The organism is Morganella morganii H1r (assembly GCF_000633515.1).
Taxonomy (GTDB): Bacteria; Pseudomonadota; Gammaproteobacteria; order Enterobacterales; family Enterobacteriaceae; genus Morganella; species Morganella morganii_B.
Map to the genome: position 1 here is coordinate 114163 of NZ_AYMP01000016.1, position 13964 is coordinate 128126.

Annotated in this window: 14 protein-coding genes; 7 read left to right on the forward strand and 7 right to left on the reverse strand. The window is 51.3% G+C overall.

Annotated elements, in window-relative coordinates:
* Positions 1-218: 218 nt before the first annotated feature.
* Complete coding sequence (locus tag U868_RS0109915; RefSeq protein WP_025153152.1) at positions 219-1472, reverse strand: MFS transporter; 1254 nt, start codon at positions 1470-1472, stop codon at positions 219-221.
* 106 nt (positions 1473-1578) lie between these two features.
* On the opposite strand from U868_RS0109915, the gene U868_RS0109920 reads away from it, so the two are divergent.
* The 4 genes from U868_RS0109920 (at position 1579) to bioD (ending at position 5441) form a co-directional block, all read left to right on the forward strand.
* Positions 1579-2481: a LysR family transcriptional regulator gene (locus U868_RS0109920; protein WP_025153153.1), complete on the forward strand. Its 903-nt coding sequence runs from the start codon at positions 1579-1581 to the stop codon at positions 2479-2481.
* Positions 2482-2507: 26 nt separating this feature from the next.
* Positions 2508-3278: an N-acetylmuramoyl-L-alanine amidase-like domain-containing protein gene (locus U868_RS0109925; RefSeq protein WP_025153154.1), complete on the forward strand. Its 771-nt coding sequence runs from the start codon at positions 2508-2510 to the stop codon at positions 3276-3278.
* A 98-nt stretch (positions 3279-3376) separates the two neighbouring features.
* Positions 3377-4576 carry a sugar metabolism global transcriptional regulator Mlc gene (gene mlc / locus U868_RS0109930; RefSeq protein WP_025153155.1) on the forward strand — a complete coding sequence of 400 codons (1200 nt, stop codon included), beginning with the start codon at positions 3377-3379 and terminating at the stop codon, positions 4574-4576.
* Positions 4577-4751: 175 nt separating this feature from the next.
* Positions 4752-5441 (forward strand): dethiobiotin synthase, encoded by a 690-nt coding sequence (gene bioD, locus U868_RS0109935; protein ID WP_025153156.1) that lies wholly within the window; start codon positions 4752-4754, stop codon positions 5439-5441.
* A 75-nt stretch (positions 5442-5516) separates the two neighbouring features.
* On the opposite strand, the gene U868_RS0109940 is transcribed toward bioD, so the two are convergent.
* From U868_RS0109940 to ydfG, 3 genes are all read right to left on the reverse strand, one after another.
* Complete coding sequence (locus tag U868_RS0109940; protein ID WP_025153157.1) at positions 5517-5750, reverse strand: DUF1161 domain-containing protein; 234 nt, start codon at positions 5748-5750, stop codon at positions 5517-5519.
* Between the two features lie 19 nt (positions 5751-5769).
* Positions 5770-6135 (reverse strand): DUF1283 family protein, encoded by a 366-nt coding sequence (locus U868_RS0109945; protein WP_025153158.1) that lies wholly within the window; start codon positions 6133-6135, stop codon positions 5770-5772.
* A 168-nt stretch (positions 6136-6303) separates the two neighbouring features.
* Positions 6304-7053: a bifunctional NADP-dependent 3-hydroxy acid dehydrogenase/3-hydroxypropionate dehydrogenase YdfG gene (gene ydfG / locus U868_RS0109950; protein WP_025153159.1), complete on the reverse strand. Its 750-nt coding sequence runs from the start codon at positions 7051-7053 to the stop codon at positions 6304-6306.
* Between the two features lie 100 nt (positions 7054-7153).
* Between ydfG and U868_RS0109955 the strand changes: the two genes are divergently transcribed.
* A complete protein-coding gene (locus U868_RS0109955; protein ID WP_080694342.1) occupies positions 7154-7660 on the forward strand; it encodes a GFA family protein in 507 nt (168 codons plus the stop codon).
* A gap of 75 nt (positions 7661-7735) precedes the next feature.
* Here the strand turns inward: U868_RS0109955 and U868_RS0109960 are convergent, their stop codons facing one another.
* The 3 genes from U868_RS0109960 to prpB are packed head-to-tail and all read right to left on the reverse strand — an operon-like array spanning position 7736 to position 11322.
* Positions 7736-9187 carry a bifunctional 2-methylcitrate dehydratase/aconitate hydratase gene (locus U868_RS0109960; protein WP_025153161.1) on the reverse strand — a complete coding sequence of 484 codons (1452 nt, stop codon included), beginning with the start codon at positions 9185-9187 and terminating at the stop codon, positions 7736-7738.
* Between the two features lie 26 nt (positions 9188-9213).
* Complete coding sequence (prpC, locus tag U868_RS0109965; RefSeq protein ID WP_025153162.1) at positions 9214-10377, reverse strand: bifunctional 2-methylcitrate synthase/citrate synthase; 1164 nt, start codon at positions 10375-10377, stop codon at positions 9214-9216.
* Between the two features lie 60 nt (positions 10378-10437).
* Positions 10438-11322 (reverse strand): methylisocitrate lyase, encoded by an 885-nt coding sequence (gene prpB / locus U868_RS0109970; RefSeq protein WP_025153163.1) that lies wholly within the window; start codon positions 11320-11322, stop codon positions 10438-10440.
* Between the two features lie 274 nt (positions 11323-11596).
* On the opposite strand from prpB, the gene prpR reads away from it, so the two are divergent.
* The gene (prpR, locus tag U868_RS0109975; RefSeq protein ID WP_025153164.1) at positions 11597-13210 is read left to right on the forward strand and encodes a propionate catabolism operon regulatory protein PrpR; all 1614 of its coding nucleotides are present in this window, start codon (positions 11597-11599) and stop codon (positions 13208-13210) included.
* Between the two features lie 118 nt (positions 13211-13328).
* Positions 13329-13964 (forward strand): DNA oxidative demethylase AlkB, encoded by a 636-nt coding sequence (gene alkB / locus U868_RS0109980; protein ID WP_025153165.1) that lies wholly within the window; start codon positions 13329-13331, stop codon positions 13962-13964.

Here is a 13964-nt window from a genome sequence, read left to right on the forward strand (position 1 = left end):
AAGATTATAAATATGAAGACGTTAATACCAATGGTACTTGTTACGCGATCAATCATTCACCCGGGTTTTCTGCGGACCCGACAGGCGTCCGATGCCGCAGAAAGATGGATTTTTGCGTAACAGAGGAAATATACGGAATTACATGTTATCCGGCAATTAACCCGATGAGGTATTTTATATGACATCACTATTAATTACCTGATTGTGCTGGTTATGTATCATGAGTGTGCGTGCTTATTCAGATACAGGGCAATCAGCACACCGGTTGCCAGCATAGCGGCAATAAACCAGCCGATACCATCCCAGTGCCAGTAAGACCAGAAAACGCCACCCAGTGTCCCGGCAATACTGGATCCTCCGTAATAGCAAAACAGATACAGTGAGGATGCCTGAGCTCTGGCGCGCCGCGCCCGGCGTCCGACCCAGCTGCTGGTAACAGAATGGGCGGCAAAGAACCCGGTAGTCAGCACCAGCATGCCGATGAGAACCGCTGCCAGTGAGCTGCCAAGGGTAATGAGAATCCCGGTCAGCATTAATGTGACAGCGCCAATCAGTACTTTGCCGTAGCCGTATTTCCGTGTCAGTACACCGGCTTTAGAGGCACTGTAAGTTCCTGACAGATATACAACCGACAACATACCGACAACCGCCTGGCTGAAGTGATACGGCGGCTCCATCAGCCGGTAGCCGATATAGTTAAACAGAGTGACAAAGCTGCCCATAATGATAAAACCGATGGCAAACAGCCACGGCAGACCATCATCACGGCAGTGAAGGATCAGGTATTTCCACAGGCTTTTCGGTTTCAGTGAACTGGCTCTGAAGTGACGTGACGGCGGCAGTAACCGCCAGAACAGAAAAGCACCGAACAGGGAAAATGTTCCCAGCACCAGAACAGCAATCCGCCAGCTGGCATAATCTGCGATGACCCCGGTGATCAGACGGCCGCTCATACCGCCGATAGAGTTACCACTGATATATAACCCCATCGACAGGGCAACATAACTGGGATGGATTTCCTCACTCAGGTAGGTCATGGCCACGGCTGCAACACCACTGAGTGATAAACCGACCAGGGAACGAACAATCAGGATCCCTGCCCAGCTGGTGGTAAATGCGCTGAGCAGAGTAAAGATGGCTGCGCAGGTCAGGGATATCACCATGACATTTTTGCGTCCGACCGCATCCGAGAGCGGGCCGGTGATCAGCAGCCCGACAGCCATAAATCCGGTCGCCAGAGAAAGCGATAAACTGGCCTGTGCCGGTGATACTGAAAAATCTTCTGACAGTAATGGCAGGATCGGCTGTACAAAATAGAGCAGGGCAAATGTTGCCAGTCCGACCATAAAAAAAGAGAGGGTGACACGCAGATACAGTTTGTCGTCGCGCTGGATATAGTGCTGCTTTACCTGATCATTCTGCACCGGTGAGGTCACGCGGTTTTCAGTTATCAGTTTATTCTCGTCTGTCATACACTTATCTCAGCATTGGATCATAATGGTGAGCATAAAAAGATAGTAGTATTTTGTCTAATATATTAATACTCTTGTTTGATATGTTTTACGACTCAATGAGGGAATAATGATCGAATTCCGCCATCTGCGTTATTTTATCGCGGTCGCTGAAGAGCTGCATTTCGGTCGGGCAGCGGAGCGTCTCAATATCTCCCAGCCTCCGCTCAGTCAGCAGATTCAGGCACTTGAGAATGCAATTCCGGCTAAGTTACTGGCACGGAATAACCGCAATGTCAGCCTGACTCCGGCGGGCGAAATGTTTCTGCGTGAAGCTTACCAAATCCGCACTCAGGTCGAGGCAGCGGTTGAAAAAGCAGCCAGAATGGATCGCGGGGAGCTGGGTGAGGTGTCTGTCGGGTTCACCTCCACAACCCCGTTTATGCGTCATATTACGGCCACATTTCGCCAGTACCGTGAAATGTACCCTGATGTGGCTATTCATATGCATCAGATGAATACCAAACAGCAGATTAATCCGCTGCTGAGCGGCAGAATCGATTTCGGTGTCATGCGCAACACCCAGCTGCCGGATAACCTGATCCACGAATTGCTGTTTAAAGAACGATTTATGCTGGCGGTCTATGATGACCATCCGCTGATGAAATACCTCAAAACGGGTATTCCCCTGGAAATGCTCACTGGCGTACCATTGGTTTTCTTTGAGCGGGATGTGGGAACGGCGCTGTATGATGAGATTATCAATCTGCTGAAAAAAGCGGATGTCACGCCGGTTATCGCCCAGGAGGCGGGGGAAGCCATGACTATTTTGGGGCTGGTTTCTGCCGGGTTAGGTGTTTCACTGGTAACGGAATCTTTTACCCGTATGAAAGTGGATGGTGTCCGTTACATTCATTTAGCTGAAAATCAGGCATTTTCTGAGGTCTGGCTGGTGTACCATAAGCACAATACGCTCTCTCCGGCCGGCCAGCGGCTGATTGCAATGCTGAAAAATAATGTGTTCCGCTGAGCGGAATCTGACTGTCAGGAGTTCGGATGTTCCGGCGATACCGGTTTTGTACCATTACCGCATTTCTGTTTTTTTTACATACCGGTACCGCAGGTGCCGTGGTCTCGCTCAGCCATTTTTATCAGCCGGATGGTTCACGCAAAATTGCGCCTGACAATATTACGGCATTGACCGGGCAGTTCCTGGGCGTACCTTACCGCGCGGGCCGGCTGATTGGCTCTCCCGAATCACCGGAAATTCTGGTGGCTGACCTGAACGCCCTCGATTGTTTCACTTTTCTGGATTACACCGAAGCACTTAAACGCAGCCCGCTGAAACAGGATTTCCGTAACAGACTGATGCACATCCGGTATAAAAACGGGGAGGTAAATTATTATCAGCGCCGTCATTTTTTGTCGGATTGGGTCAGTGAACCGCAGCCTGTTGCACAGGATATTACCCGGCAATTGTCGCCGGATTACCGGGTGACGCATAAAATGCTGAATCAGAAAAAAAATGGCGCACGTTATATTGCTGATCTCCCGGTCATATCGCGGGATATTGCCTGGCTGCCGGTATCCGTACTGACACCTTCGGTACTTTCACAATTACAGACCGGCGATTATATCGGTATCTATTCTGATCGCCCGGGCCTGGATGTCTCTCATGCCGGGGTCATTATCCGTACCCCGGACGGGTTGTTTTTACGTAATGCGTCATCAAAACGGAATGAGCAACGGATCATTGATTCACCATTGCAGGGATATCTGCACAATAAAGCAGGAATTGTGGTTTATCGTTCCGCTTTTACCCCCTGACTGTGAATCATTTCACAGTTTTGTGTGAAGCCGCTTACTAAGCGTGTATTTAGCCGGATAATTAAGATCTTAGCATCATCTGCACAGGATTATTATTGGTGAAACCTTTAGCACAGCCCGGACATATTGACCATATAAAACAAACCAATATGGGGGTTGTGTACCGTTATATTGATCGTGAAGGGCCCATTTCCCGCATTTCACTCTCGAAAAAAGCACAGCTTGCTCCGGCGAGTATCACCAAAATCACCCGTGAGCTGATGGATGCACACCTGGTCCGGGAAACAGAGTTTCCGGGATTAGGCTTTCGCGGTCGTCCGGCAGTGGGGCTGAAAACGGATTGTGAAGGCTGGCATTTTTTATGTATCCGTATTAACCGGGGTGAGCTGGTTTTTGCGCTGCGGGAACTGAGCGGTAAATTATTGGCTGAAGATATTATTGCGTTTCAGGCTGATAGCCGGGATTTTATCACACTGTTTCTGACACAGGTTGATACTTTCTTTTCCCGTAACCACCGGATAACGGAACGGCTGACAGCCATTGCCATCACCACCGATGCCATCGTTGATCCTGCAAACGGTATTATCCGTCACTCTCCGTATTATCAGCTGACTGATTTACCGCTGGCGGAGATTCTTTATCAGCATACCGGGATGCCGGTGTTCCTCCAGCACGGTATTTCAGCCTGGTCTCTGGCGGAATATTTTTTTGGTGCGGCGAAAGAGTGTAAAAATATTATCCAGCTGGTGATTGATGAAAATGTCGGTGCTGCCATCATTACCGATGGTGCGCTGTTGCATGCCGGCAGTCACAGCACGGCAGAAATCGGTCATACGCAGATAAACCCGCAGGGCAAACCCTGCTACTGCGGCAATCACGGCTGTCTGGAAACCGAGATTGGTCTGCATCATGTGCTGGAAACGGCTGCCCGGTTCCTGGATTCAGCAGAGGGACAACCGCTGACCGCAGAGATGCTGTGCCGTGCCGCACTGGCCGGTAATACGGCAGCCTGCGGGCTGATAGAGCAGGTAGGGCAGCATATCGGGGATATTGCTGCCGTGATGGTCAATATCTTTAATCCGGAGATTATCCTGATTGGTTCACCCTTAAACCCGGCATCTTCTGTTCTGTTTCCCGCCATCCGCGCCCGGATTACGCAGCGTGCCTTACCGGCATTCAGCCGGGAACTGACAATGACTTCATGTGAATTTACTAATTGCGGTACATTGCCCGGTGCGGCATTAATCAAAGAGGCACTGTATAACGGTTCACTTCTTATCAGACTGATGGATGGTTAAGTAATTCTGTAGTGTTCATCTTTGACATAAAACAAATAAATGGCAGGGATTTGTTTATGAAAACAGGATTTTCGCAAAAAATTGCGCTGGCGCAAGCCTGATATAAACCGGATGTCTTACACTGCTTCTGTTATCAATTTTGATACGCACCTCTTGATATAACGGAAGAACATCTATGTTAAGGCGCTTGTTTATAACCGGCACAGATACGAATATCGGCAAAACTGTTGCGACGCGGGCTTTAATGCAAGCCATCAACCGCCTGGGTAAATCTGTCGTTGGCTATAAACCAATCGCGACAGAATACCACGACACACTGAACGGCAAACGTAACCGTGACGCGATGATCCTGCATGATTCATCATCAGTTGATGTTTCTTATCAGGATATTAACCCGGTGATGCTGGAAAGTAATTATGGTCAGACAACCGCAGACGTTCAGTTTCCTGCGTTATCACAGGGTCTGGAAAAATTAAGTCATCTGGCGGATCAGGTTGTGGTGGAAGGGAACGGCGGATGGCGTTATTTACTGAATAACGAGACTTTTTTATCCGATTGGGTAAAAAAAGAGAAACTGCCGGTGATCCTGGTGGTCGGGATCCAGTCCGGTTGTGTGAACCATGCATTATTGACTGCCGAAGCCATTAAAAATGATGGTCTGGAGATTATCGGCTGGATTGCAAACCGGATAAACCCGGGCTTATCACACTACGCACAGGTCATGGATCGCTTACTGACACATTTACCGGCACCATTGCTGGGCGAGATCCCGTATCTGCTGCGTCCGGAAGAGCGGGAACTGTCGCATTACCTCAATGAAGAGCAGATTGAGATGCTCTGGGGTGAAGCATTAGCCGCATCCTGAGTTTCCGGTCAGAAATACAAAAGGGCTGATAAATAAATCAGCCCTTTTTAATGGTCAAAACCTGACAGCGAGTTATTATTTACGCAGATAAATAATATTCTGAGTTTCGTTGTCGCAGTTACCCACAACCTGACCTTCTGCCTGTGCCGCTTCTTCAGCCGGAACCACAGTCAGTGTAAAACCGTCAGCAGGAACACCATTGCTGATGATTTTCTGCGAAATTTCCTCAGTCACACTTTCACAGGATGCCTGCGCCATAACAGGCGAAACGGCAAAGAGAACAGCACTGAGCGCAATCAGTTTTTTCATCATTTATCCTTAAATGTCTTTATTTCCAGCCAGTGGAAACTTCACGCCCTGTATTTGCATCAAGGCAGCGCAGCGTATTAGGTTCCCAATACGCGGTAACAACCGTGCTTTTTAAACATGCATCTTCCGAATCAATAGCACGGTCAACTTTGTCGAACTCTTTTTCCGCACGGCGGTTGATCTTCTGACGCAGGGAGCGGGTATCATCCCATTGCTCTTTTTCCTGGCGTGCTCTTTCTTTTTCAAGTGCAGTATCGCCGCCGCTGACCACACAAGTGCTGCCGGGGCTGCAATTGGTGGTGGCCGCGCCTGCATGAGCTGCAAACATGAAAGGTGCAGCAAAGGCGGTCGCGATAAACCACTTTTTGAGCATGGAGTTAGTCATTGTCGTGTTTTCCTCAAAGTTCAAACCTGCAAACGTCATTCTGATCGTGAGCATTATAGCAAAGTGTATTAATGCACCAATAAAAGACAACGTTTTTCAGCGATAATTTCAGGTAATTTAAGAAAATTACCTGATTATACGGATACCGGCTTATCTTTTGTGGTGGTTTCAGCCTTCGCGGTGCACACTCAGCCCGGCGAATGACTGACAGACCGGCATCATTTCCATAGTATTAATATTTACGTGCGGCGGCAATGTTGCAACCCAGAAAACCGCTTCCGCGATATCATCCGGCATCAGCGGATCGGTATTTTTATAGGTATTGGCGGCTTTCTCCTCATCTCCGCGATAGCGGATGCCGGAGAACTCTGTGCCACCGACCATGCCCGGTTCAATGTCAGTCACACGGATTTTTTTACCGGCCAGATCGGCACGCAGTGCCAGGCTGAACTGACGGACAAATGCCTTGGTTCCGCAGTAAACATTACCACCTGCATACGGCCATGACCCGGCGGTTGAGCCTAAGTTAATGATATGACCACGGTTTCTTTCCACCATCCCCGGCAGAATAGCACGGGTCATATGCAGCAGCCCTTTGATATTGGTGTCCACCACCACATCCCATTCCGCCGGATTACCTTTATCAACGGTTTCCATACCCAGCGCCAGACCGGCGTTATTGACCAGAATATCAATTTCGCGCAGGGATTCAGGCAGTGAATTAATCACATTATCGACCGCCGGGCTGTCTGTCATATCCAGAGCCAGCGGGAAAAATTTGCTTCCGAACTCTTTTTGCAGTTTCGCCAGGCGCTCAATACGGCGGCCGGTGCCGATAACGGTATGGCCGTTCTCAATAAATTTACGGGCAAATGCCTCACCAAAACCTGCTGTTGCACCTGTAATTAAAACAATCATCACATACTCCGATTCTGTCAGCGGGGATCCCCGGAAAAAATAACAATAACCATGGCGATATAATACCGGTGGTAATATCCTGATAGTGTATCGTGTCTGCATGACAGAAAGCGGGTCACAGATTCCGTTTTTCAGTTTTCATCACGGAAAAACACTGAAGTTAATCAATAACAACCTGATTATATACAGGAGACAGAACATGGTTCAGGGTCAATGTTTGTGCGGTAAAGTAACAGTATCTGTGCCGAAGCCGGTACACGATGTTTCTGTCTGCCATTGCGGCATGTGCAGAAAATGGAATGGCGCACCGTTTATGTCTGTGGATTGCGGCAGTGATGTTACGCTCAGTGGTGAGGAATATATTACCCGTTATCACTCCTCTGAGTGGGGCGACCGCTGTTTCTGCCGCGAGTGCGGGACACACCTGTTTTATTATCTGAAACCGGCAGATCAGTATTATGTCTCTGCGGCACTGCTGGGGGAGACAACAGAATCCCGCCTCTCAATGCAGATTTATACCGACAGCAAACCGGCATATTACAATTTTGCGGAAAAAACACCGATGCTGACTGAACAGGATATTCTGGCCATGTTTGAAGCTGAATAGTGTTTGAAGCCAAATAAAGCAGAAAGCGGATACCTGAGTATCCGCTTCGTTTTTCTGCGTTGCCGGGCAGAGAAATTAAATAACAAACAGATCCATAAACTCGCTGACTGACATGGATTCGAGTGTTTTACGGTCACGGGCAGCATTCAGAATGCGCTGCTGCTGCGTTTCCGGGAACATACGCGCCAGGTTGGTGCGGAATTTCGCCAGCAGCAGCGGAATACCTTCCTCACGGCGGCGGGCGTGCCCGACCGGATACTCGACCACCACTTCATCCAGTACGGTACCGTCTTTCAGGGTCACGGTCAGGGCGTTGGCGATAGAGCGTTTTTCCGGATCATGATAATCACGGGTGAACGCAGTATCTTCCTCACAGTGAATGCGGGCACGCAGGGCATCGATACGGCTGTCTGACGCGATCCCATCTTCATAATCCGCTGCAGTCAGGCGACCAAAGATCAGCGGAACCGCCACCATATACTGGATACAGTGGTCACGGTCAGCCGGGTTATTCAGCGGGCCGTGTTTATCGATAATACGGATACAGGCTTCATGGGTGCGGATAGTGACTTTCTCAATATCATCTGCGGTTTTACCCAGTGCCGCCAGTTTGTGATGCAGTGTCATTGCTGCTTCAACGGCGGTCTGAGAGTGGAACTCTGCCGGGAATGAAATCTTGAACAGCACGTTTTCCATGACATAAGAGCCGTAATCGCGCTGGAATTTAAACGGCTTGCCGTCAAACAGCACGTCATAGAAGCCCCAGGTTTTGGCGGTCAGCACGGTCGGATAACCCATTTCACCTTTCTGCGCGAACAATGCCAGACGTACCGCGCGGGAAGTGGCATCACCGGCCGCCCATGATTTACGTGAACCGGTATTCGGCGCATGGCGGTAGGTCCGCAGAGACTGGCCGTCCACCCATGCATGAGAAACTGCGCTCAGTAACTGTTCACGATCCAGTCCCAGCATTTCACCGACAACGGCGGTGGAGGCGACTTTCACCAGTACAACGTGGTCAAGGCCGACTTTGTTAAATGAGTTTTCCAGTGCCAGACAGCCCTGAATTTCGTGGGCTTTGATCATCGCGGTCAGCACACGTTTCAGCGGCAGTGGTGCCTTGCCTTTGGCAATGGCTTCACGGGATAACCAGTCAGCAACTGCCAGGATACCGCCGAGGTTATCGGACGGATGACCCCATTCCGCCGCCAGCCAGGTATCGTTGAAATCGAGCCAGCGGATCATGGCGCCGATATTGAAGGCTGCCTGAACCGGATCCAGCTGGAATTGGGTACCCGGTACTTTGGCACCGTTCGGGACAATGGTTCCCGGCACGACAGGGCCGAGCATTTTTTTGCACGCCGGATATTCCAGGGCTTCCAGACCGCAGCCCAGGGTATCCAGGAAACAGTAATACGCGGTGTCATAGGCGCGCTCACTGCTGATGTCCATATTCAGAACATAATCAGTGATGTCCTGAATGACCTTGTCATACTCTTGATGCTGCGGGGTAAAAGATGCTGACATACTTTATCTTCCTTTTTAATCAATAATTAGCGCGCTTTAAGGGGTACGAAGGTCTGGTTTTCCGGTCCGGTGTAATTCGCGGACGGACGAATAATTTTATTATCCAGACGCTGTTCAATGATGTGTGCAGCCCAGCCTGCGGAACGGGCAATAACAAAAATCGGGGTGAACATGGCGGTCGGCACCCCCATCAGGTGATACGCCACCGCTGAGAACCAGTCGAGGTTCGGGAACATCTTCTTGTGCTGAGACATCACGGATTCAATACGATCGGCAATATCAAACAGACGGAAATCTTTCGCTTCTTCGGATAACTCACGGGAAATCGCTTTGATAACCTGGTGACGCGGGTCAGCAATGGTATACACCGGGTGACCGAAGCCCATCACCACTTCACTGCGGGTGAGGCGGGCGAGAATATCGGCCTGAGCTTCATCCGGTGAGCTGTAACGTTTCTGGATCTCCAGAGACACTTCATTGGCACCGCCGTGCTTTGGTCCGCGCAGTGCGGCAATCGCCCCGGTAATGGAGGAGTAAAAATCTGTCCCGGTACCGGCGATAACACGGGCAGCAAAGGTGGAGGCGTTAAACTCATGTTCTGCATAGAGAATGAACGAGGAGTTCATAAAACGCACCCAGTTTTCAGACGGTTTTTTGCCGTGCAGCAGATGCAGGAAATGGCCGCCGCAGGTGTCGTCATCGGTTTCGGTATCAATGCGGCGATCATTAAACGCATAGTGATACCAGTAAAGCAGCATGGAGGTCAGGGAAGAGAGCAGACGATCGGCGATATCACGGGCACCGGATAACGGATGACCTTCTTTTTCCGGCAGGACGCAACCCATAATAGACACGCCGGTACGCAGCACATCCATCGGATGGGCAGAGGCAGGCAGCGCTTCCAGGGCTTTCTTCACACTGTGCGGCAGGCCGCGCAGTGATTTCAGTTTCGCCTTGTAAGCAGCCAGTTCTGCGGCGTTCGGCAGTTTTTCATGGATCAGGAGATGAGCGACTTCTTCAAAATCACATTGTGTGGCTAAATCCAGAATGTCATAACCGCGGTAATGCAGGTCGTTCCCGTTAATCCCCACAGTACAGAGTGCAGTATTGCCGGCAGCGACGCCGGACAGTGCGACGGATTTTTTGCCTTTCTTCAGTGCAGGTTCAGGTTTGCTAAGTTGTTCATTCATGACGGGTGATCCTTATTATTATAGTGAGTGTACAACCTGCTTCGCGTTATCTTTCAGAGGTTATTTTTTCTGCGAAAACAGTGCGTCGAGCTTATCTTCGTAATCGTAGTAGTTAATGCTTTGGTATAATTCTTCACGGGTCTGCATCTGTGAAATCAGGCTCTGTTGCGTGCCTTCACGGCGCAGGGTGTTATAAACATTTTCAGCAGCCTTGTTCATGGCGCGGAAGGCGGTGAGCGGGTACAGGGCGATAGCGATATTCACACTGCGCAGCTCATCCAGGGTAAACAGCGGCGTTTTACCGAACTCGGTAATATTTGCCAGCACCGGCACACGGATTTTGTCAGTGAACAGACGATACATTGCCAGCTCTGTAATCGCTTCCGGGAACAGCATATCCGCACCGGCCTCGATATACGCCTGTGCGCGGTCGAGCGCGGATTCCAGACCTTCCACTGCCAGCGCATCAGTACGCGCCATCACCACGAAATCCTCATCAGTCCGTGCATCAACCGCGGCTTTAATGCGATCAACCATTTCCTGTTTTGAGACGATTTCTTTGTTCGGACGGTGACCACAGCGTTTTGCGCCGACCTGGTCTTCAATATGCATCCCGGCAGCCCCGGCTTTGGTCAGAGACTTCACGGTGCGCACCACGTTAAAGGCTGACGGGCCAAAACCGATATCCGCATCCACCAGCAGCGGCAGGTCACATACATCGGTAATACGGCGGACATCTGTCAGTACATCATCCAGTGTGGAAATGCCCAGGTCAGGAATACCCAGAGAGCCTGCGGCAACACCGCCGCCGGAGAGATAAATTGCTTTGTAACCCGCACGTTTTGCCAGCAGTGCATGGTTGGCATTAATAGCACCGACCAGCTGCAGCGGGGATTCAGACTGTACAGCGTCGCGGAATGCGCGTCCTGCGGAATAAAGTGCCATATATTCACCTTGTTATTAGTTTGATACTCAGATGTTATAAAGCAATCGCTATGCCAATCAGCCGGGTAAGGTAACCAAAACGCGAGATACATCACGCATTTGGCGTATTTATCCTGTCATTACGGTGCCCACTATAGAATTTGCCGATTCCGTCTGACAAGCGGGATGTTAGCTTTCTGTGATGGTGATGCTATTTATGTTTCAAAATAGCTGCTAATGTGTTTCATGGAATATAAATGAAACATTTGGAACACATGAAACCGGGGAGAAACGCATGGCTCAGAGTGACAAACCGGTGATCTGGACGGTCTCCATTTCGCGTCTTTTTACCCTGTTCCGTGATATCAGTCCGGAATTCAGTGCCCGTGCCAGTATCAGTGCGATTAATCTGGGGTTCGATGCTGCGGTGGAGGCGATTCGTGAACGGCTGAAAACAGAACGCTGTGATGCGATTGTCAGTGCAGGATCTAACGGTGCGTATCTGAAACAGCATCTGCCGGTGCCGGTGATTGTCGCCGCGCCGGGCGGATTCGACATCATGCAGGCTTTGGCGCGGGCACGGCAGCTCAGTCAGCGCATTGGTCTCATTTATTACCGCAACACCTTTCCGGCTCTGGACTCGCTGGCGCAGAGTTTCGGCATGCAGATTGAACAGCGCAGTTATGTGACCGCCGAGGATGCACGGGCAGCCTGCCTTGCCCTGAAAGCGGACGGTATTCCGGTGGTGGTGGGAGCGGGACTGATTACCGATATCGCGGCAGAGTGCGGCATGACCTGCATTTTCATTTATTCCAATGATACCGTCCGCCGGGCATTCACCGATGCTATAGAACTGACGCGTATCCGCGACCAGCCGCAGAACATGCCGCTGCCGGTGGCGGGTTCCCTGAATGTCCGCCATACACTGAATGATATTCTCGGTACCTCGCCGGTGATGGAACAGGTACGGGAAACCATCACGCTGTTCGGACGCTCGAAAGCGACAGTGATGATCCAGGGTGAAAGCGGCACCGGTAAAGAGATGGCGGCACAAGCTATTCATCATGAATATACGTTGTTTCATAAACATAAGCGGACGAAACGCGCTGCACCCTTTGTGGCGGTGAACTGCGGGGCTATCCCGGAAAGTCTGCTGGAAGCAGAACTGTTCGGTTATGAGGAGGGCGCATTTACCGGCTCGCGGCGGGGCGGCCGTGCCGGATTATTTGAGGCAGCGGACGGCGGTACACTGTTTCTGGATGAGATCGGTGAAATGCCGGTGTCGCTGCAAACCCGTCTGCTGCGGGTACTGGAGGATCGCGCCATTGTGCGTATCGGCGGCTATAAACCGATTACCGGGGATGTGCGGGTGATTTGTGCGACTCATAATGACCTGGATAACAGGGTGGCGGCAGGGACATTCCGTGCGGATCTGTTTTACCGGCTGGGGGTGCTGCGTCTGCAGCTTCCGGCACTGCGCGACCGTGGGGCGGATATCCTGTTACTGACAGAAAAACTGCTCAAACTGGCGTTTGCTGAGCTGGATCTGCCGCTGCACCGCAGCCATTTGCAGCAGATTCTGGCATGCAGTGACTTTTTCTATCACTACCGCTGGCCGGGAAATGCCCGCGAGCTGCGTAATCTGATGGAGCGGGTGGCGCTGTATTGCAGCGCGTATCCGGATAAAATTATTACAGAATCATTATTACTGACACTCTCTCCTGAACGGCGCACGGCGATTGTTCCCGCCCCGGTGGCTGATCTCCTGCCGGAGCCGGTGAATACCGCCACGGCAACAGAAGCGGTGGCCCGTTTCCGCGGCGATCGCCGCGCCGCCGCTGACTGGCTGGGGATCAGCCGCACCACCTTATGGCGTCGTCTGAAACAGGAACAGAATACTTCATCCTGACTGCCCGCCGCCTTATACTGTGCTTCAGAATTGAAAAGCAAGAGCCGGAGTGTTTGTCTGTATCCGGCCTGCAATACTGTCATCACCGGAAAGACACAGGAAACAGAACGGAGGCGTTATGTCAGATCTCTTTGCTCACGATGAACCGCTTGCCGTGGCACCCGATGCGTATCTGCTGAAAGGTTTTCTCAGTGATGAGGATGAGATGCTGCTGGCGGAAATCCGCCGTCTGACAGCCATTTCACCGTTCCGCCATATGCAGACGCCCAGCGGATACCGGATGTCCGCAGCCATGAGCAGCTGCGGTACATGCGGCTGGATCTCTGATGCCAAAGGTTACCGCTACTCCCCGACTGATCCGCTGACCGGCAATCCGTGGCCGCCGCTGCCGGACGCATTTTTGTCGCTGTCGCAGCAGGCGGCGGCGCGTGCCGGATTTCACGGATTTTCGCCGGACAGCTGTCTGATTAACTGTTATGCACCGGGCGCCGGTATGTCTCTGCATCAGGACAGGGATGAGCCGGATCGCCGCCAGCCGATTGTGTCATTTTCACTCGGTTTGCCGGTGCAGTTTCAGTTCGGCGGCAGTGAACGGCATCATCCCCTGAAAACCTTTGCGCTTGAGCACGGAGATGTACTGGTGTGGGGCGGCCGCTCCCGTCTGAATTACCATGCTGTCCGTCCGGTAAGGGCCGGGGTGCATCCGCTTGCGGGTGCCCGGCGGTTTAATCTGACCTTCCGCTGCGCGCGGTAA